The sequence below is a fragment of the Streptomyces sp. NRRL S-646 genome (genome assembly GCF_000720765.1).
In the GTDB taxonomy this organism is placed as follows: Bacteria; Actinomycetota; Actinomycetes; order Streptomycetales; family Streptomycetaceae; genus Streptomyces.
Window position 1 is genome coordinate 370237 of record NZ_JODC01000002.1, and the last position, 23828, is coordinate 394064.

Annotated in this window: 17 protein-coding genes and 1 pseudogene; 12 read left to right on the forward strand and 6 right to left on the reverse strand. The window is 71.5% G+C overall.

What is annotated here, in order from left to right; translation table 11 throughout:
- Positions 1-3: 3 nt before the first annotated feature.
- From IH68_RS0104240 to IH68_RS0104270, 7 genes are all read left to right on the forward strand, one after another.
- On the forward strand, positions 4-966 hold the full coding sequence (locus IH68_RS0104240; protein ID WP_030928477.1) for an ABC transporter substrate-binding protein: 963 nt from the start codon (positions 4-6) through the stop codon (positions 964-966).
- Between the two features lie 231 nt (positions 967-1197).
- Positions 1198-3636, forward strand: a complete 2439-nt coding sequence (locus IH68_RS0104245) for a GcvT family protein (protein WP_030928481.1) — start codon at positions 1198-1200, stop codon at positions 3634-3636.
- Between the two features lie 119 nt (positions 3637-3755).
- Positions 3756-4616: a bifunctional methylenetetrahydrofolate dehydrogenase/methenyltetrahydrofolate cyclohydrolase gene (locus IH68_RS0104250; protein WP_030928484.1), complete on the forward strand. Its 861-nt coding sequence runs from the start codon at positions 3756-3758 to the stop codon at positions 4614-4616.
- Positions 4613-5899 carry a serine hydroxymethyltransferase gene (glyA, locus tag IH68_RS0104255; RefSeq protein ID WP_030928487.1) on the forward strand — a complete coding sequence of 429 codons (1287 nt, stop codon included), beginning with the start codon at positions 4613-4615 and terminating at the stop codon, positions 5897-5899. The genes IH68_RS0104250 and glyA overlap by 4 nt, the downstream gene beginning before the upstream one ends.
- The gene (locus IH68_RS0104260) at positions 5896-7128 is read left to right on the forward strand and encodes a sarcosine oxidase subunit beta family protein (protein ID WP_030928490.1); all 1233 of its coding nucleotides are present in this window, start codon (positions 5896-5898) and stop codon (positions 7126-7128) included. The genes glyA and IH68_RS0104260 overlap by 4 nt, the downstream gene beginning before the upstream one ends.
- Positions 7129-7140: 12 nt before the next feature.
- A complete protein-coding gene (locus IH68_RS0104265) occupies positions 7141-10356 on the forward strand; it encodes a sarcosine oxidase subunit alpha family protein (RefSeq protein WP_030928493.1) in 3216 nt (1071 codons plus the stop codon).
- Entirely contained in the window at positions 10349-10951 is a 603-nt protein-coding gene (locus IH68_RS0104270; RefSeq protein ID WP_030928495.1) for a sarcosine oxidase subunit gamma, read from the forward strand. The genes IH68_RS0104265 and IH68_RS0104270 overlap by 8 nt, the downstream gene beginning before the upstream one ends.
- A 119-nt stretch (positions 10952-11070) precedes the next feature.
- Here IH68_RS0104270 and IH68_RS57810 read toward each other — a convergent pair.
- A pseudogene (locus IH68_RS57810) lies at positions 11071-11214 on the reverse strand (DNA-binding response regulator); the annotation flags it as partial.
- A 194-nt stretch (positions 11215-11408) separates the two neighbouring features.
- On the opposite strand from IH68_RS57810, the gene IH68_RS0104275 reads away from it, so the two are divergent.
- Positions 11409-12656 carry a DUF418 domain-containing protein gene (locus IH68_RS0104275; RefSeq protein WP_030928498.1) on the forward strand — a complete coding sequence of 416 codons (1248 nt, stop codon included), beginning with the start codon at positions 11409-11411 and terminating at the stop codon, positions 12654-12656.
- Between the two features lie 45 nt (positions 12657-12701).
- On the opposite strand, the gene IH68_RS0104280 is transcribed toward IH68_RS0104275, so the two are convergent.
- The 3 genes from IH68_RS0104280 to IH68_RS0104290 form a co-directional block, all read right to left on the reverse strand.
- Positions 12702-14078 (reverse strand): alpha-lytic protease prodomain-containing protein, encoded by a 1377-nt coding sequence (locus IH68_RS0104280; protein ID WP_030928501.1) that lies wholly within the window; start codon positions 14076-14078, stop codon positions 12702-12704.
- Positions 14079-14296: 218 nt separating this feature from the next.
- Entirely contained in the window at positions 14297-15529 is a 1233-nt protein-coding gene (locus IH68_RS0104285) for a PP2C family protein-serine/threonine phosphatase (protein WP_030928504.1), read from the reverse strand.
- A 112-nt stretch (positions 15530-15641) separates the two neighbouring features.
- Positions 15642-16292, reverse strand: coding sequence for a TetR/AcrR family transcriptional regulator (locus IH68_RS0104290; protein ID WP_030928508.1), 651 nt, complete (start codon positions 16290-16292; stop codon positions 15642-15644).
- A gap of 43 nt (positions 16293-16335) precedes the next feature.
- Between IH68_RS0104290 and IH68_RS0104295 the strand changes: the two genes are divergently transcribed.
- The 3 genes from IH68_RS0104295 to IH68_RS0104305 all read left to right on the forward strand — a co-directional run bounded on the left by IH68_RS0104295 (position 16336) and on the right by IH68_RS0104305 (position 18558).
- The gene (locus IH68_RS0104295; RefSeq protein ID WP_078912308.1) at positions 16336-16755 is read left to right on the forward strand and encodes a hypothetical protein; all 420 of its coding nucleotides are present in this window, start codon (positions 16336-16338) and stop codon (positions 16753-16755) included.
- A gap of 61 nt (positions 16756-16816) precedes the next feature.
- Positions 16817-17467 carry a DUF6629 family protein gene (locus tag IH68_RS0104300; RefSeq protein ID WP_030928514.1) on the forward strand — a complete coding sequence of 217 codons (651 nt, stop codon included), beginning with the start codon at positions 16817-16819 and terminating at the stop codon, positions 17465-17467.
- Positions 17468-17634: 167 nt separating this feature from the next.
- A complete protein-coding gene (locus IH68_RS0104305) occupies positions 17635-18558 on the forward strand; it encodes an RNA polymerase sigma-70 factor (RefSeq protein ID WP_030928517.1) in 924 nt (307 codons plus the stop codon).
- A gap of 88 nt (positions 18559-18646) precedes the next feature.
- Here IH68_RS0104305 and IH68_RS0104310 read toward each other — a convergent pair whose 3' ends face one another.
- The gene (locus tag IH68_RS0104310; protein WP_030928520.1) at positions 18647-18901 is read right to left on the reverse strand and encodes an EF-hand domain-containing protein; all 255 of its coding nucleotides are present in this window, start codon (positions 18899-18901) and stop codon (positions 18647-18649) included.
- Positions 18902-18970: 69 nt separating this feature from the next.
- The gene (locus IH68_RS0104315) at positions 18971-21037 is read right to left on the reverse strand and encodes a SpoIIE family protein phosphatase (protein WP_030928524.1); all 2067 of its coding nucleotides are present in this window, start codon (positions 21035-21037) and stop codon (positions 18971-18973) included.
- 201 nt (positions 21038-21238) lie between these two features.
- Here IH68_RS0104315 and IH68_RS0104320 point away from each other — a divergent pair, with 201 nt between their 5' ends.
- On the forward strand, positions 21239-23710 hold the full coding sequence (locus IH68_RS0104320; RefSeq protein ID WP_420718971.1) for a SpoIIE family protein phosphatase: 2472 nt from the start codon (positions 21239-21241) through the stop codon (positions 23708-23710).
- Positions 23711-23828: the final 118 nt, after the last annotated feature.

Below are 23828 nucleotides of genomic sequence, written 5' to 3' on the forward strand. Positions count from 1 at the left end.
ACCATGGCAAGACACTGGCGAGCCGGCGCGGCCGGCCTGGCCGTCCTCGGCCTCACCCTCACCGCGTGCGGCGGGGCGAAGGTCGGCGACAGCTCCGCCGCGGGCTCGGGAAGCTCGGGCAAGTGCGGCACCTTCAACCTGGCCGTCAACCCGTGGGTGGGCTACGAGGCGGACGCGGCCGTCGTCGCATACGTCGCCCAGCACAACCTCGGCTGTACGGTCACCAAGAAGAACCTCAAGGAAGAGATCGCCTGGCAGGGCTTCGGCACGGGCGAGGTCGACGCGGTCCTGGAGAACTGGGGCCACCCCGACCTGGTGAAGAAGTACATCGACCAGCAGAAGACCGCCGTGGACGCCGGCCCGACCGGCAACAAGGGCATCATCGGCTGGTACGTGCCGCCGTGGCTGGCCAAGGCGCACCCCGACATCCTCGACTACAAGAACCTCAACAAGTACGCGTCGAAGTTCAAGACGTCCGAGTCGGGCGGCAAGGGCCAGCTCCTGGACGGCGACCCGTCGTACGTCACCAACGACGAGGCGCTGGTCAAGAACCTGAAGCTGGACTTCAAGGTGGTGTACGCGGGCAGCGAGACGGCGCTCATCCAGGCCTTCCGCACCGCCGAGAAGAACAAGCAGTGGGTGATCGGCTACTTCTACGAGCCGCAGTGGTTCCTGTCCGAGGTCCCGCTGAAGAAGGTCTCCCTGCCCGCCTACAAGACGGGCTGTGACACCGACGCGGCGAAGGTCGCCTGCGACTATCCCGTGTACAACCTGAACAAGGTCGTCAGTGCGAAGTTCGCCAAGTCCGGCAGCCCCGCCTACAACCTGGTGAAGAACTTCACCTGGACGAACGACGACCAGAACGAGGTCGCCAAGTACATCGCCCAGGACAAGCTGACGGACGATGCGGCGGCCAAGAAGTGGGTCGAGGCCAACAAGGACAAGGTGGACGCCTGGATCAAGTAGCCCGGCCCTGACAGCCGGACTCGGCGGACGGTCGAACATGCCCGGCGGGCGGCGTGCACTGGTGTGCGCCGCCCGCCGGGCATCGCCGTGTCCGGGGCGGTGTTCCGCCCCGTTTTCCGACGTCACGGACCCCTTGACACCCCCCTTCCGTGACAGGCACGCTGAGTTGCGCAACCTGAAGTACGTTGCGCAGAAAGCAACTCAACGGTTTTGAATTTCGGAGGTGCGGCGATGGCGGGACCCCGAGTGGTGATCATCGGAGCGGGCGTCGTGGGAGCGGCCCTCGCCGACGAGATCTCCGCGCGAGGCTGGACCGAAGTGACCGTGGTCGACCAGGGCCCGCTGCCCGCCACGGGAGGCTCCACCTCACACGCGCCGGGCCTGGTCTTCCAGACCAACTCCTCCAAGACCATGACCGAGCTGGCCCGCTACACCGTCGAGAAGTTCTGCTCCCTCGACGTCGACGGCAAGCCCTGCTTCCTGCAGGTCGGCGGCCTCGAAGTGGCGACCACCCCGGAGCGCCTCGCGGAACTGCACCGCCGGCACGGCTGGATCACCGCCTGGGGCATCGAGGCCCGGCTGCTGAGCGCCGACGAGTGCGTCGAGCAGCACCCGCTGGTCAACCGGGACAAGGTCCTCGGCGGCCTCCTCGTCCCCACGGACGGCCTCGCCAAGGCGGTCCTCGCCGTCGAGGCGCAGATCCGCCGCGCCACCGAGCGCGGCGTGACGTTCCTGGCCCGCCACGAGGTCCTGGACGTCCAGCAGGCCGACGGCCGCGTCACCGGGGTCCTCACCGACCAGGGCGAGATCGCGGCCGACATCGTCGTGTGCTGCGCCGGCATCTGGGGCCCGAAGATCGCCCGCATGGCCGGCATGAACCTCCCGCTGACCCCGCTCGCCCACCAGCTCGCCTGGACCGGCCCCGTTCCGGCGCTCGCGGGACAGACCGAGGAGGCGGTCCGTCCGATCCTGCGCCACCAGGACGCAGACCTCTACTACCGCGACCGCTTCGACGGCATCGGCATCGGCTACTACGGCCACCGCCCGATGCCCATCACCGCGGACGAGATCCTCTCCTTCGACGAGGCCGCACCCATGCCGTCGGTCCTGAAGTTCACCGAGGAGGACTTCGAGCCCGCCTGGACCGAGACCCAGTCCCTGCTTCCCGCGACGCAGGAGGCCAAGGTCGAGGAGGGCATCAACGGCCTGTTCTCCTTCACCACCGACAACTTCCCGCTGCTCGGCGAATCCCAGGACGTCAAGGGCTTCTGGGTCGCCGAAGCCGTGTGGGTCACCCACTCCGCGGGCGTCGGCCGGGCCATGGCCGAGTGGCTGGTCGACGGCTACTGCTCCTCCTTCGACCTGCACGAGTGCGACGTCAACCGCTTCGAGCCGCACCAGCTGTCCCCGGAGTACGTCCTGGCCCGCGACTGCCAGAACTTCGTCGAGGTCTACGACATCCTCCACCCCCTCCAGCCGTCCGGGAAGCCGCGCCCGATCCGCACCAGCCCCTTCCACGCCCGCCAGCAGGAGCACGGCGCCTTCTTCCTGGAGGCGAACGGCTGGGAGCGCCCGCAGTGGTACGAGGCCAACGCCTCCCTCGTCGGGGGCCGCAACATCCCCACCCCCAACGACTGGGCGGCGCAGTTCTGGTCGCCCATCGTCGGCGCGGAGGCGCAGGCCACCCGCGAGACCGTCGCGATGTACGACATGACGGCCCTCAAGCGCCTCGAGGTCAGCGGCCCCGGTGCCGCGGACTTCCTGGAGAAGCTGGTCACCGGCAAGGTCGCCAAGTCCGTCGGCTCGGTGACGTACACCCTCCTGCTCGACCACGACGGCGGCATCCGCAGCGACGTCACCGTCGCCCGCCTGGCCCGCGACCTCTTCCAGGTCGGCGCCAACGGCAACCTGGACCTGGACTGGTTCACCCGCCACCTCCCCGCCGACGGCACCGTCCAGGTCCGCGACATCACCCCCGGCACCTGCTGCATCGGTCTGTGGGGCCCGCTGGCCCGCAAGGTCCTCCAGCCGCTGACGGACGAGGACTTCTCCAACGACGGCCTCAAGTACTTCCGCGCCAAGCGCGCCTACATCGGCTCGGTGCCGGTGACCGCGATGCGCCTGTCGTACGTCGGTGAACTCGGCTGGGAGCTGTACACCACCGCCGACCAGGGCCAGAAGCTCTGGGACACCCTGTGGCAGGCGGCCAAGCCGCTCGGCGGCGTCATCGCGGGCCGCGGCGCCTTCAACAGCCTCCGCCTGGAGAAGGGGTACCGGTCCTTCGGCACCGACATGACCTACGAGCACGATCCCTACGAGGCCGGCGTCGGCTTCGCCGTGAAGCTCGACAAGGGCGACTTCATCGGAAAGGAGGCCCTTGAGCGCCGCAAGGCCGACGTACGACGGAAGCTGACCTGCCTCACCATCGACGACCCGCAGTCGGTCGTCCTCGGCAAGGAGCCGGTGTTCGACGGTGAGCGCGCGGTTGGTTATGTCACCAGCGCGGCGTACGGCTACACGATCGGCAAGGGGATCGCTTATGCGTGGCTGCCGGCCGAGGATGCCGTGCCCGGCAACACGCTGCACATCGGCTACTTCGATCAGCGCATCGAAGCGGTCGTGAGCGAGGAGCCTCTGTTCGACCCGACCATGTCCCGTCTCCGTGGGTGAGCCGTTCGTAGTGCCGCGATTGGTTGTCGATCGGCTGCTGGTTCGTTGTGGCTGGTCGCGCAGTTCCCCGCGCCCCTATGGGGCGCTCTACTCCCGCCCAGTTAGAAGGAGTGCCGTCGGTGACTGCCCAAGTGCTTGACGGGAAGGCGACCGCCGCCGAGATTCGCCGCGAACTCGCCGAGCGCGTCGCGAAGTTGACCGCGACCGGCGGGCGGCCGCCGGGCCTTGGCACCGTCCTCGTCGGGGACGACCCCGGCAGTCATGCCTACGTCGGCGGGAAGCACCGGGACTGTGCGCAGGTCGGGATCGCCTCCATCCGGCGTGATCTGCCCGCGGACGCGACCCAGCAGCAGGTCGAGGACGTCATCGACGAACTCAACGCCGACACGGCCTGCACCGGTTACATCGTCCAGCTCCCGCTGCCGCGCCACCTGGACGCCAACGCCGTACTGGCCCGCATGGACCCGGCCAAGGACGCCGACGGACTGCACCCCGTCAACCTCGGCCGGCTCGTGCTGGGCACCGAGGCGCCGCTGCCCTGCACCCCGCGCGGCATCGTCGAACTGCTCCGCCGCTACGAGGTGCCCCTCGCGGGCGCCCGGGTGTGCGTGATCGGACGCGGGATCACGGTCGGACGGCCCATCGGCCTGCTCCTCACCCGCCGTTCCGAGAACGCCACCGTCACCCTCTGCCACACCGGCACCAAGGGCCTGTCCTGGCATGTCCGCGAGGCGGACATCGTCATCGCGGCGGCCGGATCGCCCGGACTGATCACCAAGGACATGCTGCGCCCCGGCGCGGCCGTCCTGGACGTCGGCATCACCCGCACCGAGAACGGGCTGGTCGGCGACATCCACCCGGAGGCCGCCGAGGTCGCCGGCTGGCTCGCGCCGATGCCCGGGGGAGTGGGCCCCATGACCCGCGCGATGTTGCTGGCCAACGTCGTCGAGGCCGCCGAGAGGAACGCGAACGCCGTATGAACGCGCTGAACACCCCGCTGGCGGAGCTGGATCCCGAGGTCCACGAAGCCCTCGCCGCCGAACTGCACCGCCAGCAGTCCACCCTCGAGATGATCGCCTCCGAGAACTTCGCGCCCACCGCCGTGATGGAGGCGCAGGGCTCGGTCGCCACCAACAAGTACGCCGAGGGCTACCCCGGCCGCCGCTACTACGGCGGCTGCGAACACGTCGACGTCACCGAGCGGCTGGCGATCGAGCGGATCAAGTCCCTCTTCGGGGCCGGTTACGCCAACGTCCAGCCGCACTCCGGCGCCCAGGCCAACACCGCCGTCTTCTTCGCGCTGCTCCAGCCCGGCGACACCATCCTCGGCCTGGACCTCGCACACGGCGGCCACCTCACCCACGGCATGCGCATCAACTACAGCGGCAAGATGCTGAACGTGGTGCCGTACCACGTGTCCGAGGCGGACAACCTGATCGACATGGACGAGGTCGAGCAGCTCGCCAAGGAACACCGCCCCAAGATGATCATCGCGGGCTGGTCGGCCTACCCCAGGCAGCTGGACTTCGCGGCCTTCCGCCGGATCGCCGACGAGGTCGGCGCGCTGCTGATGGTCGACATGGCGCACTTCGCCGGACTGGTGGCGGCCGGACTGCACCCGAACCCGGTCCCGCACGCCCACGTCACCACCACGACCACCCACAAGACGCTCGGCGGGCCGCGCGGCGGAGTCATCCTCACCAACGAGGCCGACCTCGCCAAGAAGATCAACTCGGCGGTGTTCCCCGGCATGCAGGGCGGCCCCCTGGAGCACGTCATCGCCGCGAAGGCGGTGTCCTTCAAGGTTGCCGCGACAGCGGAGTTCGCCGAACGCCAGGCCCGCACGCTGGCCGGCTCCCGCATCCTGGCCGAGCGTCTCACGCAGGCGGATGCGGCGGCAGCCGGGGTGAAGGTCCTGACGGGCGGCACGGACGTCCACCTTGTCCTGGTGGACCTGCGGGAATCGCCGCTGGACGGCCGCCAGGCGGAGGACCTCCTCCACGAGATCGGCATCACCGTCAACCGCAACGCCGTCCCCTTCGACCCCCGCCCGCCGATGGTCACCTCGGGCCTGCGCATCGGCACCCCGGCGCTGGCCACCCGCGGCTTCACGGAGGAGGACTTCACGGAGGTCGCCGACGTGATCGCCCTGGCCCTCCAGCCGGAGCCCGACATCGCGGCCCTGCGCGCCCGCACCGAGGCCCTGGCCGCCAAGCACCCGCTCTACCCGCACCTTTCCGGTACTTCAGGAGACGCCCGATGAGCCCCACCACCCCCGGCGCCGACCTCCCCGACCACCCGGACTTCCTCTGGCGCAACCCTGAGCCGAAGCGGTCGTACGACGTGGTGATCGTGGGCGGCGGCGGCCACGGCCTGGCCACCGCCCACTACCTGGCCAAGAACCACGGCATCACCAACGTCGCCGTGCTGGAGAAGGGCTGGCTGGCGGGCGGCAACATGGCCCGCAACACCACGATCATCCGCTCCAACTACCTGTGGGACGAGAGCGCCGGCATCTACGAGCACGCCCTCAAGCTGTGGGAGGGCCTGGACGAGGAGCTGGACTACCCGATCCTCTTCTCCCAGCGCGGTGTCCTCAACCTCGCCCACAGCCTCCAGGACGTCCGCGACAGCGTCCGCCGAGTCGAGGCGAACCGCCTCAACGGCGTCGACGCCGAGTGGCTCGACGCCGAGCAGGTCAAAGAGGTCTGCCCGATCGTCAACATCTCACCCGACGTGCGCTACCCGGTCCTCGGCGGCACCTACCAGCCCCGCGCCGGCATCGCCAAGCACGACTACGTGGCCTGGGGCTTCGCCCGCTCCGCGGACGCGGCCGGTATCGACATCATCCAGAACTGCGAGGTCACCGGCCTGGACGTGGTCGGCGGCCGAGTGGTCGGGGTCCGGACCAACCTGGGCCCGATCGCGGCCGGCAAGGTGGCCCTCTGCTCGGCGGGCCACACCTCGGTCCTCGCCGCCATGGCCGGCATCGACCTCCCCGTCCAGAGCCATCCGCTTCAGGCTCTGGTCTCGGAGCTCCTGGAGCCGGTGCACCCCACCGTCGTCATGTCCAACGCCGTCCACGTGTACGTCAGCCAGGCGCACAAGGGCGAGCTGGTGATGGGCGCGGGCATCGACGCGTACAACTCCTACACCCAGCGCGGCGCCTTCCACATCATCGAGGACCAGATGGCGGCGGCCCTGGAGCTCTTCCCGGTCTTCGCCCGCGCCCACGTCCTGCGCACCTGGGGAGGCATCGTCGACGTCAGCCCCGACGCCTCACCGATCGTCGGCCTCAGCCCCGTCGACAACCTGTACCTCAACTGCGGCTGGGGAACCGGCGGGTTCAAGGCCACCCCGGGCGTCGGCTGGGTCTACGCCCACACCATCGCCCACGACACGCCTCACCACCTCAACGCCCCCTTCTCGCTCGACCGTTTCACCACCGGCGCGCTCGTCGACGAGCACGGCGCTGCCGCGGTGGCCCACTAGGGAGCCCGAACCATGCTTTTGATTTCATGCCCGTGGTGCGGGCCCCGCGACGAGGCCGAGTTCCACTACGGCGGCCAGGCCCACGTCCCGTATCCGGAGGACCCGTCGGCGTTGACCGACGAGGAGTGGGCCAAGTACCTCTTCTTCCGCGACAACCCCAAGGGCCCCTTCGCCGAGCGCTGGAGCCACTCGGCGGGCTGCCGCCGCTGGTTCAACGCGGTACGGGACACGTCGACGAACGAGATCCTGGCGATATACCGGTCGGGGGAGGAGCGCCCGGAGACGGTTGCGCCGCGTCCCTTCACCTCTCAGCCCGGCTCGGCAACTCCAGCCCGTCCGGCGTTTGAGGACGAGGCCCCTTCAGGGCCGAACGGGGGTCTGGGGGCGGAGCCCCCAGCACGGCACGACAGCCAACCTCACCGTCTGGCCACGGGGGGCCGAGTCGACCGCGGCACCCCCCTGACGTTCACCTTCGACGGCACCGAATACCAGGGCTTCCGCGGCGACACCCTGGCGTCGGCACTGCTGGCCAACGGAGTGATCGCCGCAGCGACCAGCATCAAGCTCGGCCGCCCCCGCGGCATCTTCTCGGCAGGCGTAGAAGAACCCAACGCCGTCATCCAGATCGAGGAACCCTTCCCCGAGCCGATGCTCCCGGCCACCACCGTCGAGCTCTACGACGGCCTGGTAGCCACCAGCCTCCCCGGCCAGGGCCGCCTCGCCACCCAACCGGACCCCGCCCGCTACGACGCCGTACACACCCACTGCGACCTGCTGATCGTCGGCGCCGGCCCGGCCGGCCTCGCGGCGGCAGCGGCCGCGGCAAGCAGCGGCGCCCGCGTCATCCTCGCCGACGACCGCCCCGAACTCGGCGGCAGCCTCCTCGGTACCGGCGAACTCCTCGACTGGGCAGCCGAGTTGGGTGCCCAGCTGGAGTCCGCCCCCGAGGTCCGCGTGCTGCGCCGTACCACCGTCTTCGGGTACTACGACGACAACCACCTCCTCGCCGTGGAGCGCCGCACCAACCACCTCGGCGCCCAGGCCCCTCAGAACGTCTCCCGCGAGCGCGTCCACCGCATCCGCGCCCGCCGCGTCGTCCTCGCCACCGGCGCCCACGAGCGCTCGCTGGCCTTCGCGGACAACGACCGCCCCGGCATCATGCTGGCCGCCTCGGCCCGCACCCACCTGCACCGCCACGGCGTCCTGCCCGGCCGTCACGCGGTCGTGTTCACCACCAACGACAGCGCCTACGCCGCCGCACTGGACCTCGCCGCGGCGGGCGTCCGGATCGCGGCGATCGTCGACACCCGCCCCGCACCGGGCGAGTGGGCGGACCGCGCCCGCGCGGCGGGCATCGAGGTGCTCGCCGGGTACGCGGTGACCGGCACGGAGGGCGAGGCGCGGTTGACCGCCGTGAGTGTGGCGCCGTTCGGAGAGACCGCGGCACAGCGGGAGTTCGACGCCGACCTGCTGCTGGTCTCCGGCGGCTGGAACCCGGTGGCGCACCTGTTCAGCCAGGCGGGCGGCAAGCTCCGCTACGACGAGGCGCTGGGCACCTTCGTGCCCGACGTCGTCCGGCAGGCCGTCGAGGTCGCGGGCAGCGCGAACGGCGTCTTCGACCTGGTCGCCGTGCTCGCCCAGGGTGCCGCCGCCGGTGCCCGCGCCATCGAGGCCGAGGGCTACACCCCGGACGCCCCGGCGCTCCCGGCCGTGCCCGCCCAGCCGCAGGCCACGCCTCCCATGCAGGTCTTCACCGTCCCCGGCCGCGAGGGCGCCCCCCGCTTCGTGGACCTCCAGCGGGACGTCACCATCGACGACCTGGCCCGCGCCACCGGCGCCGGCATGCGCTCGGTCGAGCACACCAAGCGCTACACCACGGCCGGCACCGCCAACGACCAGGGCAAGACCTCCGGCGTCCTGGCCGGCGGCGTGGTCGCCGACCTGCTCGGCGTGGACATCTCCGTGCTCGGCACGACCACCTTCCGGCCGCCCTACACGCCCGTCTCCTTCGCGGCCCTCGCCGGCCGGGACCGGGGCGTGCTGAGCGACCCGGTCCGCACCACCGCCCTGCACGGATGGCATGTCGAACACGGCGCGCTGTTCGAGAACGTCGGCCAGTGGAAGCGCCCCTGGTACTACCCCCAGGACGGCGAGGACATGGAGACGGCCGTACTGCGCGAATGCGCGGCCACCCGCGAGAGCGTGGGCTTCATGGACGCCTCCACCCTCGGCAAGATCGACGTCCAGGGCCCGGACGCCGGAGTCTTCCTCGACCTGCTCTACACCAACATGATGAGCACCCTGAAGGTCGGCATGATCCGCTACGGCGTGATGTGCAAGCCGGACGGCATGGTCTTCGACGACGGCACGGTCATCCGCCTCGCCCCCGACCGCTTCCTGGTCACCACGACCACCGGTAACGCGGCGACCGTACTGGACTGGATGGAGGAGTGGCTGCAGACAGAGTGGCCTCAGCTGCAGGTCCACTGCACCTCGGTCACCGAGCAGTGGGCCACGGTTGCCCTGGTCGGCCCGAAGTCCCGCGACGTCCTCGGCTCGCTCGCACCCGAACTCGCCGTCTCCAACGACGACTTCCCGTTCATGGCCTGGCGGGAGAGTACCGTCGCGGGCATCGAGGCGCGCGTCTGCCGGATCAGCTTCTCCGGTGAACTCGCCTACGAGATCAACGTGTCGCCGTGGGAGGCGCTCGCTCTGTGGGAGGCGCTGTACGAGGCCGGCGCCCCGTACGGCATCACCCCGTACGGCACCGAGACCATGCACGTCCTGCGCGCCGAGAAGGGCTACCCGATCATCGGGCAGGACACCGACGGCACGATCACCCCGCACGACCTCGGGATGAGCTGGGCGGTGTCGAAGAAGAAGCCGGACTTCATCGGCAAGCGTTCCTTCGCCCGCGCCGACACCCTCCGCCCCGACCGCAAGCACCTGGTGGGCCTGCTCCCGGAGGACCCCGGCACCTTCCTCCCGGAGGGCACCCAACTGGTCGCCGACAGCGAACTGCCCGCGCCACCCGTCCCGATGCTCGGCCACGTCACCTCCAGCTACCGCAGCGCCGCCCTCGGCCGCACCTTCGCGCTGGCCCTGATCAAGGGTGGCCGGGAGCGCATCGGCGAGCGGCTGTACGCCCCTGTGGGCGACCGCCTGGTCCCGGTGACCGTCGCCGGCCCCGTCCTCTACGACCCCGAGGGAGCCCGCCGCGATGGCTGACACCGCAATCACCGCCCCGCCCCGCAGCCCCCTGGCGCAGTACGCCGACCGCCTGGCCGCCGCGACCCGCACCTCCCAGGGGGCGGTCCGGCTGGCCGAACTCCCCTTCCTGGCCCAGGTGAACGTCCGCCTCGACGCCAAGGGAGGCGCGGCCGACGCCGTCGGGCTCGCCCTGGGCCTGCAGCTGCCGCTCGAACCCAACACGGCCATCCGTGCGGGCGAGTTGACCGCGCTGTGGCTCGGCCCGGACGAATGGCTGGTGGTGGGCCCGCCGGGCAGCGAGCGGGACCTGGAGACCCGGATCCGGGCGGCCGTCGGGGAGGAGCCCGTCTCCGTCACCGACGTCTCCGCCCAGCGCACCACCCTCCTCGTCTCCGGCCCCAGCGCCCGCGACCTGCTGGCCCACGGCTGCGCGCTGGACCTGCACCCGCGTGCCTTCGGCGCCGGCCGCTGCGCGCAGACGACGCTGGGCCGCACACAGGTCGTCCTGGTGGCCAGGGACGAACCCGGGGCCGGATTCTGGGTGCTGGTCCGTTCGTCCTTCGCCGGCTACCTGACGGACTGGCTGCTGGACGCGGCGACCGAATACATCTGACTACGCTGCAGGTGCCGACGGGCGCGGTGCGGCACCGCTCGTGCGACGTGGCCTCCGCCCTCCGCGGCGCAGGCCACGCCCGAGTGTCCGGCACCGGCCCCGAGGCAGGCCTCCCGCCCGGCGGTCTTCGGTGACATGACGACCCCGTCGGCCTCCAACGTCTGCACCACCTGGGCGAGTTGATCGGGCTCCGGGTCCTTGAGCAGGAAGCCGGCCGCGCCGGTCCGCAGCGCGGTGACGATGTACTCGTCGTCATTGTGCGTACGTCCGCGGCCGCACGTTCGGCTGCTGCTCGGCGCGCTGTCGCTCCGACCGCCTCATGAGACTGCACGGCAACGCACTCCCGCCACTCGGGGGGATCTGTCCCGGCGCCCGGCGGCCGTCCCCGCCAGGTGGCGGGGGAGGACCGGACACCCGCCGGATACCCCCTGCCCGAGCGCCTCTCCAGTCTGGGGACATGACCCGGAACGCAGATGACACGGCACTCGTGGCGCCCGACTCCGCACGGCCCGAGGGCCCGGCGAGCGAGCCGACCGGAGCTTCGCCGGCTCAACGCTCCCAGGCGGGCCGTCTGATCGGCGTGGACCTGGCCCGTGGCCTCGCGGTCTACGGCATGTACGCCGCCCATGTCGGCCCCGACCCGGCCGAAGGCGGTGTCACCGGCCACCTGATGGAGCTGGCGCATGGCAGGGCCTCCGCCCTGTTCGCCTTCCTGGCCGGATTCTCGATCATGCTGATCACGGGCCGGCGCACCCCCAGGACCGGCCGGGCGGGCCGCCAGGCCGTCGCCAAGGTCGTCATCCGGGCGCTGATCCTGCTGGCCCTGGGCACCGCGCTCACCCTGACCGGCACACCGGTCGAGGTGATCCTCGCCTTCTACGGCCTGTACCTCCTGCTCGTGCTGCCGCTGTACCGCCTCGGCGCCGGAACGCTCGCGGTCATCGCGGCAGCGAGCACCCTGGTCCTGCCCCAGATCCTGTACGTCGTCCAGGGCTCCCTGAATGCCGCCGACGGCGGCCCGGGCGGCATCTGGGCCTGGCCCGAGGGCGGCGACGGCATCGTCTCGCTGCTGTTCACCGGCAGCTACCCGGCGCTGACCTGGGTCCCGTTCGTCATCGCCGGCATGGCCGTGGCCCGCCTCGATCTCGCCGCCACCGCCGTACGCATCCGGCTGGCGTTCACCGGTGTCGGCCTCGCCGTCCTCGGCTACGGCGGCTCCTGGCTGGCCCTGCACCTCGTCCCCGGCGCCCTGTCGAAGCTGAGTTCCGGGGGCCCGGGCGAGGGCGGCTCGGCCGGGTCGGCCTGGTGGTCCGACACCTGGGGCTACCCGAACGGAGACACCCCGGCAGGCCTGCTGGTGGCCTCACCGCACAGTGAGACGACCCTGTCGATCGTGGCCAACGCCGGCCTGGCGATCGCGGTCCTGGCCGCCTGTCTCGCCGCGGTCGACGCCTTCCCGCGCTTCCACCGGCTCACCCGCCCGGTCATCGCGGTCGGATCGATGTCCCTGACGGCCTATGTGTTCCACATCGTCGGCATCCACGTCCTCGGCATCGAGGAACTGCCCGGCTCCCCGCTGCATGTGCTGCTCGGCTTCGTCGTCGCCGTGACCGTGTTCGCGACGCTGTGGGCCCGGTACTTCCGGCGCGGCCCGCTGGAGTGGCTGCTGGGCAAGGCGACCAGGGCCGCGGAACTCGTCCGCTGAGCGGGCGGTGCGGGGGCCGCGCCCCCGCACCGGGGCCCGTACCCGCTACACCCGCTGCCACAGGGCCGGAGTGCCCTCCGGCGACCAGGCACCCTGCGCCTGGTGGGTCTGCAGGCACTGGTAGCGCACGCCCGCAATGGTCACCGTGGCTCCGACCTCGTAGACCCGGCCGGCGGCCCATGCGTGCGCCGTGCCGGCGCCCTGCGGGGCGGGCGGGCCGGTCTGCACGGACGCGGTCTTCAGGGTGAGGCCGAAGGTGCTGAGGATCGGGTTGACCGGCTGGTAGAAGGTGGTTCCGCCGGTCGTGCAGTCGCCGGAGCCGCCGGAGGTGACGCCCTGCGCCTGGGCGCCGGAGAGGAACGGACCGCCGGAGTCACCCGGTTCGCTGCACACCGTGGTCCGGGTCAGGCCGTCGACGGTGCCCTGGGCGTAGTCGACGGACGCGTTGTGCTGCTGGATGGTGCCGCAGTGCCATCCGCTGGTGGAGCCGGAGCGGCAGACCGACGCCCCGACGAGCCCCTGGACCGACCCGGCGACCTGAGTGTTCCTGCCGCCCGACCCCTTGACCTCGGCCGTGGCGGTCCAACCGCTGTTGACGGCCACCCAGGACATGTCCCTGCCGGGGAACGTGGACGCCTGGAACGTGCCCTGGTCTGCCTTGTTGTAGCCGGCGGTCTTGTCGCCTGCCTTGCCGCAGTGGCCCGCGCTGACGAAGCCCTGCTGCTGGCTCTTGGTGATGGAGAAGCCGATGGAGCAGCGGGCGGCGTTGTTGATGTAGTAGGCCTCGCCGCCGACGAGGTCCGCCATCAGCCGCGGCCGGTCCTTCGTCAGCCGGACCGCCACACCCCGGTCCTCCACCCCGGCGGCCTTGAGGAAGGCGGCGGCCGCCGACTGCCTCGTCGCCTCGACGACGACCCGGTTCTCCGGCACGTCGACGTACCAGACCGGGGTGTCGTGGGTCTTCACGCGGACGGCGGCAGCGTCCAGCTTCGCCTTGACGGCCTCCAGGGCGCTGAGCGGTGCCTTGACGACCACGGCCTTGGCGCCCTGCGCCTTGATGGCGGGCACGTCCTCCGCATGGGTGGTCGCGACGGTGAGCTCGGCGGAGGTCTTCCCGCTCACCCAGGCTCCGGCGAAGTGCCCGCCGAGGGCGTTGTGCAGCCTGCCCGCACGGGTGCCCGCCTCCTCCTCGTTGACCAGCCGGGTGGCCGCCTGCGCCCGCGTCAGATGCAGGTCGCGCTCCATCGCGCTCAGGATCTGCGCCGACGGTTTGTCGGCGCCGAGGGTCCGGGCCGCCGAGGGCAGGGGCCCCGGCGCGGGCGGCGGGGCGGCCGCCGCGACCGCGGGGAGCCCGGTGAGGACGAGGGTGCCGAGTGTGGCCAGGGCGGCGTGGTGCCTGCCCGCTGCATGTCTGCCGACCATGCGGTGTACCTCCTGCTGAGTACGGGGGAGACTGAGGCGAATCCGTAGGCGGCCTTGCCGCAAAGGCCCGGAACGATGTCAAAGGCGAAGGTCTTTCGCGCTTTGGGGGACGCCGGGGGTGCCATGTGCAGTACTGCGGGCATGGGTGAGCGCCGGTCGGCGGCAGTGCGAAGGCGACCGTCTCGGCAGGAACGCTTCGTGGCGGTGGGGCCCGTCGGCTACAGGCTGACGACGACCAGCGCCGTGTCGTCGGTGTTGCCCGTGGCGGGGAGAAGGTCGGCCAGCAGGGCGTCGGCCAGAGCCTCGGGAGTGGTCCGCCGGTGGCGGGCCAGGCAGTCGGTGAGGCGGCCCAGGCTGGTGTCGATGTCCTCGCTACGGCGCTCGATCAGACCGTCGGTGTACAGCACGAGGGTGTCGCCCTCCGCGAAGGGCACACGGGCCTGCGGCCGTGCGACGCGGCCCGGGCGTGCGTCGATCGGCGGGTCGGTGGCCTGGTCCAGGAAGGACACGGTGCCGTCGGGGTGCAGCACGGCGGGCGGCGGATGGCCGGCACAGCTGTACGTGATGCTGCGCCCGACCCAGTCGATGAAGGTCGTCGCCACCGTGGCGGACTCGGCCCCGTCGACGGAGCAGGCGTACATGTCGAGGGCCTCCAGGGCCTGCGCCGGTCCGTCGGCGACCCGGGTGGCCGCGCTCAGCGCGCTGTGCAGCTGCCCCATGGCGCAGGCCGCCGCCAGACCGTGGCCGACGACATCGCCGACCGCGACCGCCATACGGTCGTCCGGCAGGTCCACGAGGTCGTACCAGTCGCCGCACACGTTCAGGTCACCGATGGCGGGCCGGTAGCGCACCGCCGCCTGATGAGGACCGAGATGCCTCGGGGTGGGCATCATCGCCGTCTGCAGGGCCAGAGCGACCTCACGCTCGTGGGCGTGGGCCCTGCGCAGCCGCTCGTTGACCTCCTGCAGCTCCCGGGCGCGGGTGTAGAGCTCGGCCTCCAGCACGCTTGCCCGGTCGCTGTCGGTCAGGCTGCCGCGGGCGCGCAGGAGCTCGGTGACCTCCTCCACCCGGTGCACGACCAGCACCACCTTCCCGTCCGGGCCGAGGACGGGCGCGTTGACCGGGCTCCAGAAGTGCTCCTGCCAGTGGCCGGGCCGCTGGGCGTCCTCGATGTCGTAGCGGAGCACCGCCATGGTGTCCCGCTCGCCCGTGGCCACCACGCGCAGCATCGACTCCCGGGTCTCCCGCATGCCGGCCGCGGCCGGATCGTTCGGGTTCTCCGGAAAGACATCGAAGATGTAGCGGCCCAGCAACTGCTCACGAGTGCGCCCGGCCAGCTGCGCGAAGTCGTCGTTGACGTCGACGTACACCAGCTCGGGCGTCAGCAGCGCCACCATGCCGGGCAGGGCCTGGAAGACCGCCGCGTAGTCGATCGGTTGCGGTTTCCTCATGTGCTGCCTGCCTTGGCGCCAACCATCAGTGTGTTCCCACGATAGAAGCGAATACGGCGGGCGGCCTGGGCTTGTGGTTCCTCGGACGTCAGTGCTGGTTCACAGCCGACCGTCAGCTGTGGGGCTGTGTCGCTGTCTTCGTCCTCGCCGCCATGCGGGTCGCCGCGTCGTGGAGCAGCCGCGCGTGCAGCTCGAACATCGCCACCAGGTCGACGGCCGCACCGTTGATCTCCCGGTGCACGAACAGGCCGTCGGCGCCGGCGAGGGCGTAGCTGGTCAGGGTCTGTACGTCGGCCTCGGCCAGGTCGGGGAACAGTTCCCTGACCACATCGGCAGTCCTCTGATGGGCGATGTCGCGGACCTGCAGGAACACCGTCCGGCCTCGCGGCTCCGTGGGGCGGCGCTCCAGGGCGAGCATCAGGCCGAGACGCAGGAAGTCGGGGACGTCGACCAGCGCCTTCGCGACGTTCGCCGCCATCGCAGTGACCCGCTCCAGCGGCGTACCGTTCTCTGCGCCCGGCAGCGCGACCGCCGCCAGCCAGCTCTCGAAGCTGCGCTCGATGACCGCGGCGATCAGGTCGTCCTTGTCCTTGAAGTGCCAGTAGATCGAGCTGGCCGGCAGCCCGCACTTGGCGCTGACCGCCGCGATGGACGTGCCCTCGTAGCCGCGCTCGCCCGCGATCTCCACGGTGGCGTCGAGAATGCGGCGGCGGGACTCCACACCGTTCGCACGCTGCTTCCGCCCGGTGGTCCCCCTGGTCATGTGCGCCTCTTCAGTTCGTACAGGGCTGATGAACCCACTCTAATTGGAGCAGGCGCTACAGAAGCGGGGAGCCCGGGTGCGGCCTTCGGAGCGGGGCGGGACGGGTACGGGGCGCGGCAGGCCGGCGGCGGCACGCCCGTTCAGGCGCGCCCGAGCGACGTCGATCATGCGGGCGGTGAACGAAGGCACGGCGGAGGAGGCGTTCCGCCTGATCGACGAGAACCACGCCCAGCTCCTCGAAGACCGCCGGACGCTGCAGGCGGTGGAGAGCGCCCTCCGCGACCTGGAACCCACCACGGCGGCCGAGCGGCCCGCGACGCTGCGCCGCGACCCGCTGACCGGGTACCGCGTCTCCGACGAGTCCGACGTGCTGTCCGACTGGCGCAGCCGGCCGGCCGCCCGTGGGCGGGCGATGCTGACGGGTGCCGCCGAGCTGGAGGGGTACCTCCGCAGACGTGGCTGAGACTCCTGCGTCGCCGGGGGCACCGCTGGAATTGACGAGCGGTCGCCGCCAAGGTGGTGCCATGTGCTGGAGTGCGACAGCCGATCTCGTGGCGGGTGCCGGGATCACCTGCGTCGGTGTGGCCTGCGTGGCGCGCGTGCACCGGACCGGCGATCTGCCTCTTGCGGCGCTGCCGTTGCCGCTCGGCGTCCATCAGCTGGTCGAGGCGCGGGTGTGGCAGGTGGGGGGCGGCACCGGACCCGCCACGGTCGCCTGGGCCGTGATCGCCCTGCCCCTGCTTGCGGTGTGGGTGCCGGCGGCCGTCCTGTGCGCCGTTCCGCGGGATGCCACAGCCCGGCTGTCGATTCCCGTGGCGTCCGGCGTCGCGACCGCGGGCGTGCTGGCGTACGCCATCGCCACCCGTCCCGTGCGGGCCGAGATCCGTGGGCACACCGTCGGCTACGTCATCGGGTTGCCGCATGCGGGTGTGCTCATCGCGGGCTATCTGCTGGCCACGGTCGGCGCGTTGCTGCTGTCCGGAGACCGCTGGCTGGTGGCGCTCGGCGTGCTGGCCGGGGTGGGCGCGCTGGTGTGCTGGGCGCTGTGGCGGCTGGAGTTCGTCTCGACCTGGTGCGCGTTCGCGGCGGCGTGCTCGGTGGTGGTGTTCGGGTGGGTGGTGGGCCGGCGGCCGAGGTCTCGCAGCACGGTTCGGCCGACCCCGGACACGGTGTGAAGGCGGCACGTCGAGGACGCCTGCGCGGAGGGGAGACGCAGGTCACATTCGGCCATGTCACAGGGGGTCGGGCCACCCCGTCTCAGAGGGTGTAGCCACTGATGACGGCAGAGGAGCACGCCATGGACGCGCGACGTGGGAGCACCTCAGAGGGGAAGGGGATCGGCGTGAGCAAGGTCGAGGAGTTCGAGGAGCTGCGGCCGCTGCTGTTCTCGATCGCCTACCGGATCCTGGGCAGTGTGAGTGAGGCCGAGGACGCGGTGCAGGAGTCGTGGCTGCGCTTCGACGGCTCGGCGACCCGACCCGCGTCGACCAAGGCGTATCTGTCGGCCGTGGTGACCCGGATCTCGATCGATGTGCTGCGTTCTGCCCGGGTGCGCCGGGAGGAGTATGTCGGGCCGTGGTTTCCCGAGCCGCTGCTGAGCGATCCGTACCAGGATCCGGCGCGGTCGGTGGAGCTGGCGGACTCGGTGTCGATGGCGGCGCTGGTGCTGCTGGAGCGGCTGAGCCCGCTGGAGCGGGCGGTGTTCGTGCTGCGAGAGGTGTTCGCCTTCGGGTTCGACGACATCGCGGCGGCGGTGGGGCGTTCGGAGGCGGCATGCCGGCAGCTGCTGGTACGGGCGCGGCGGCACATGCAGGCGGGACGGCCCCGGTTCGCGGCGGACCGTGAGGACCGTGAGGAGCTGGCGACACGGTTCTTCGACGCGCTGAAGAACGGCGATGTCGGCGGGCTGCAGAACCTGCTGGCCGCCGACGTTCAGCTGGTCGGGGACGGCGGCGGCAAGGCCCCGCAGCTGGCCAAGGCGGTCATGGGCGCCGAGAACGTGGCCCGGCTGCTGGGCACGGTCTTCCCCTGGCTGATCCGGATCGACGTGACGTTCGAACTGCACGAGGTCAACGGCCAGCCCGGCGCGATCTTCCGCGACCGGGACGGCAGGGTCCTGCAGACCATGGCCCTCGAGCTGCTCGACGGCCGGATCCAGACCATCCGCGCGGTGATCAACCCCGACAAGCTCGGCCACCTCGGCCCGGTCGGCGACGCCTGGGCCGTCGACCGCGAGGTGAAACAGGCCCGACGGCAGAGCGACTGACCTCGGCCGGGCGGCACGTCGCTCCGGCTCGGCGGAGAGCTATGCCTGCTGATGACGCGGCCGTCTGCCGAAGCTGCGCCTGTCGGTGTCAGTGCCAGCCGAAGCGGCGGTCCACCAGGGCTGCGAACTCCTCCAGGGTCAGTAGGGCGTCGCCGTTCTGGTCGGCGGCGTCGAAGAGGGCGGAGGAGGCGTCGGCGTCCCCCAGGGCCCAGAACGGCAGGTCCCCCGACGCGGCCAGGGTCGGGCCCTTGGTCCGCAGGGCGATGATCACCTCGTCGCGGGTCAGTGTTCCGCTGTGGTCGAGGTCGAGCGCCTCGAACAGTTTCCGCGCCTTGTCACTCATCTTGTCGCCCCCGTTCCTTTCATCCATGAGAACGCCTCTCCCGCCACCCGCGTTCCCTGCCGCGCCCGCCTAGAGGGCCCGGGCGACGAGCAGGGCGACGTCGTCGTGGTCGTCGGGGTGGCGCAGGCCGTAGAGCAGGAGGTCGCAGGTCTCCTCAAGGGGCCGTTGGGGTTCGTCGAGGAAGCTGAGGAGGACGTCGAGGCGGTCGTCGATGGGGTGGAGACGGGTCTCGACGAGACCGTCGGTGTACAGGACCAGCAGGTCACCGGGGTCGAGCCGGGCGGTCGTCGTCTCGAAGGAGACGCCGCCGACGCCGAGCGGGGCGCCGGCGGGCAGGTCGAGCAGCTCGGGGGCGCGGCCGGGGCCGGCCAGGGCGGGCGGCATGTGGCCGGCGTTGGCGAACTGGCACTGCCGTGTGCGGGGGTCGTACACGGCGTAGAGGCAGGTGACGATGTAGTGCTCCAGATCGCAGGTGATCTTGTCGAGGTGCTGGAGCACGGCGTCGGGGGCGAGGTCGAGGTCTGCGTAGGCGCAGGTGGCGGTGCGCAGCCGGCCCATGGTGGCGGCGGCGTCGATGCCGTTGCCCATGACGTCGCCGACGACCAGTGCGGTCCGGTCGTCGTCGAGGGGGATGACGTCGTACCAGTCGCCGCCGACCTCGCTGGTGGCCTGGGCCGGCTGGTAGCGGGAGGCGAGTTCGAGCCCAGCGTGCTCGGGCGGGTGGTCGGGCAGCAGGCTGCGCTGGAGGGTGAGGGCGGTGTTGCGCACGCTCTGGAACCAGCGCGCGTTGTCGATGGCCACGGCCGCGCGCCCGGCCAGCTCGCTCGCGAGGACGACGTCGTCCTCGTCGAAGGGGAGCGGGTTGGTGGTGCGCTTGAGGTCCAGGGCGCCGAGTATCTCGCCGTGCGCGATCAGCGGTACCGCGAGGTAGGAGTGGACGCCGGCCCGGGCCAGCAGGGTGCCGGCCTCGGCGTCCCGGGCGATGCGGGGCAGATCGCGGTCGCCGACGTGCCGCACCAGGACCGGTCGGCCGGTGTGCACGCACAGGGTGACCAGGCGGTCCCCGTCGTAGGCCGCGAGGCCGCCGGGCGGGTCGGCGGCGCGCAGCGCCACGGTCGGCTGGGCCGCCTTGAGCGCGAGGGCGCGGAAGAGCTCCGGGCCGTCGTCGGGTCTGCGTGAGCGGCGGCAGGCCAGCGCGGAGTCGAGGACGTCCACGGCGACCACGTCGGCGAGCTGCGGCACGGCGATCTCGGCCAGCTCGCGGGCGGTCTCCTCCACCTCCAGCGTGGTGCCCACGCGTACCGAGGCGTCGGCGATGAGGGCGAGGCGGCGCCGGGCCCGGTCGGCCTCGGCGGCCGCCCGGTGCCGTTCGGTGACGTCGACGACCGAGGCGGCCGCACCGAGCACCCGCCCGCCCGGGTCCTCCAGGCGGTAGAAGGAGAGCGACCAGGCGTGTTCGTGGTCGGGGTCGGTCGGTGGGCGGCCCACGTGGTACTGGTCGAGCAGCGGGGTCCCGGTGGTGAGCACCTGGAGCAGCGCGCTCTCGATGGTGCCGACGTCGGGCAGCGGCAGCGTCTCCCTCAGAGCGCGGCCCACATGGTCCTCGGCGGGGATGCCGTCGATGCGCTCCAGCGCCGGGTTGACCAGGAGGTACCGCATATCGGGGTCCAGCAGGGCGAGGCCGATCGGGGACTGGTTGATCAGCCGCTCGCACAGGGCCAGATCGGTCTCGACGCGCTGCAGCAGATTGTGGTCGGCGGCGATACCGAGGGCGTACACGTCCCCGAGATCGTCCTGGAGCCGCATGTTGCGGAACTCCATCAGGCGCGTGCTGCCGTCCTTGTGCCGGATGGGGAAGGCGCCCGCCCAGCTCCGGCCGGTCTCCAGCACCTCCGTGAACAGCTTGACCACCGACTTCAGATGCTCGGGGTGGATGAACAGCCGGGCCGCGTACTTGCCGAGCGCCTCCTGTGCGCTGTATCCGAACAGCTCCTCGGCCTGCGGGGTCCAGAACACGATGCGTCCCTCGGCGTCGACGACCGTCGCGGCCACGCTCAGGACATCCAGCAGACCGGTCGGCTGGGGCGGCTCGAAGTCGTCCGCAGCACTGTCGGACCGGAAGGATTCGGCTGTCATCCCGCAACCACCTCCACCGTTCGGCGGGATCCGCGGACCCCGGCCGGCATCACCGCCACCCGGGTTCCGACCAGCGGCCCTTCCATGCTCCCTCCGGTCAGGGCAGTGCGGAAGCGCTGCGGGCCGGGCGGGAGCGCCCGCCAGGGCCGTGCACATCGGGCGGACTAGCAGGAACATGGTCCTGTAGAGGACGGCACCCGGATGGCACCCATGGATCCTGCGCGAGAAACATCCGAAGGGCCGGCGCCCTCGGGACCGCGCGAACTCCTCGACGCGTCCACCGACGCGGCGGCGGTCGTGTCCGCGGCGGGCGTCGTGCTCGGCTGGACCCGGGGTGCCGAAGCACTGCTCGGCCACTCCGCCTCCGAGGTGGTCGGCGGCTCCGCCGCACGCCTGGTGGCGATGCCCGCCGACCCGGTACGGGTGGCCCGTGTGGCGGAGCGGTGTCGCGCCGGTATGGGATGGAGCGGTCTCATCTCCGTACGGCACCGCGACGGCCGGACCCTCGATGTCGACCTGCGGGTCTCCGCGTCCTTCCGTGTCGGCGGGGACGAGTGCTTCCTGATGTCGGCGCGGGCGCGGCGGGAGCAGTGGTCGATCGGCCAGTCCGTCCTCGACGGGTTCCTGACCCGTTCCCCGATCGGCATGGCGGTGATGGACCAGGAGCTGCGCTACGTCTGGCTCAACGACACCCTGGAACGCTTCGGCGGAGTGCCCCGCGAGCAGCGGCTGGGACGCCGGCTGAGCGAACTGCTGCCCGGGCTGCAGGCGGCCGCCATCGAGGGGCTGATGCGCAAGGTCCTGGACACCGGAGTTCCGGTCACCGACTACGAGTACCTGGGCTGGAGCTGGGCCGACCCCCACCGCCAGCGTGCCTACTCCACGTCCTTCTTCCCCCTGGTGGACGCAGACGACTCCGTCACCGGCGTCTGCTACATGGTCCAGGACGTCACCGAGCGGTGGTCGGCCCGCCGGCTGCTGACGCTGGTCAACGAGGCCGGAGCCTGCGTCGGCACGACGCTGGACGTGATGCGGACGGCTCAGGAGCTCGCCGACTTCGCCGTACCCCGCTTCGCCGACTTCGTCGTCGTGGACCTTCTGGAGCCCGTGCTCAGTACCGAAGGGCATGGCGCGTGGCTGACGGACGCCGGGCCGGCCACCGTCGGGCCGGTGATGCGCCGCGCCGGAATGAGCTCGGTGCGCGAGGGCTGCCCGGAGGCCGTGGCACGGGTCGGGGACAGGGCGGGCTTCCTGCCTCCCGCGCACGATGTGAACCTGCTCATCGACGGTGAGCCGATCCTGCTGCCCGTCCTGGATCCGTCCGACGAGCGGTGGATCACCGAACAGCCCGAACGGGCGGAAAAGATCAAGGAGTTCGGGCTGCACTCCTTGATCGCCGTGCCGATGCGGGCCCGGAACACCGTCCTGGGCATCACCACGTTCATGCGGTCGCTCAATCCCGTCCAGTTCCAGCCCGACGACGTCCTGCTGGCCCGGGAGCTGGTGGCGCGGGCGGCGCTGTGCGTCGACAACGCCCGCCGCTACACCCGGGAGCACACCGCGGCGGTCACCCTGCAGCGCAGTCTGCTGCCGCAGGCCCTGACGGGCGGAACCGCGCTGGAGGTGGCCTCCGCCTATCTGCCGGCGGATCCGACGGACGGCGTGGGCGGCGACTGGTTCGACGTGATCCAGCTGTCCGGGGGGCGGGTCGGCCTCGTGGTCGGCGACGTGGTGGGGCACGGCATCACCGCCGCGGCGACCATGGGGCGGCTGCGCACCGCGGTGCAGACCCTCGCCGACATGGAACTGCCGCCCGACGAACTGCTCGCCCACCTCGACGACCTCGTGCTGCGGCTGAGCGCCGAGCGGACCGACGACGGGACGACCCACCGCAGCAGCACCGCCTTCCTCGGGGCGACCTGCCTGTACGCCGTCTACGACCCGGTCACCCGGCGGTGCACGATGGCCCGCGCCGGGCACCCGCCGCCCGTTGTCGTGGCCCCGGACGGGCAGGTGTCCTTCCCGGAGCCGCCGGCCGGGCCGCCGCTCGGACTGGGCGGGATGGCGTTCGAGGCCGCCGAGATCGAGCTCGCCGAGAACAGCCTGATCGGCCTGTACACCGACGGCCTGATCGAGGGCGCCGACGGCGACATGGAGCTGGGCATGTCCCGGCTCGGCGAGCTGCTGGCCCGCTCCGACACCGACCTCGACGTGCTGTGCACCTCCGCGGTACGGCAACTCGTGCCCGTGCCGCAGCCCGACGACATCGCCCTCCTTCTGGCCCGCACCCATGGCCTCGGCGCCGACCATGTCGTCTCGTGGCAGGTGCCGGTTGACCCGGCCGCCGTCGCCGACGTCCGTGCCCGCGCCACCCGCCAGGTGGCGGCCTGGGGGCTGGCGGACCTGGCCATGACGACGGAACTCGTCGTGAGCGAGCTGGTCACCAACGCGATCCGCTACGCCGAGCCTCCCATCCGGCTACGACTCATCCGTGACTCCCGCCTGACCTGCGAGGTCGCCGACGCCAGCAGCACGGCCCCCCGGCTGCGGCATGCCCGCAGCACGGACGAGGGCGGCCGCGGCCTCTTCCTGGTCGCCCAGCTGACCGATCGCTGGGGCGCCCGGTACACGCCCGACGGAAAGATCATCTGGGCCGAGCAGGAGATTCCCTGACGCGGTGCGGCGGGACCTGCCGGCACGGGCGACTCCATGACAGCTGCGGGACGGCTCCTTGACGGCTGCCCCCGGGCGACTCCTTGACAAGGGGTGAGGGCGACCCGAAACTGGCGTT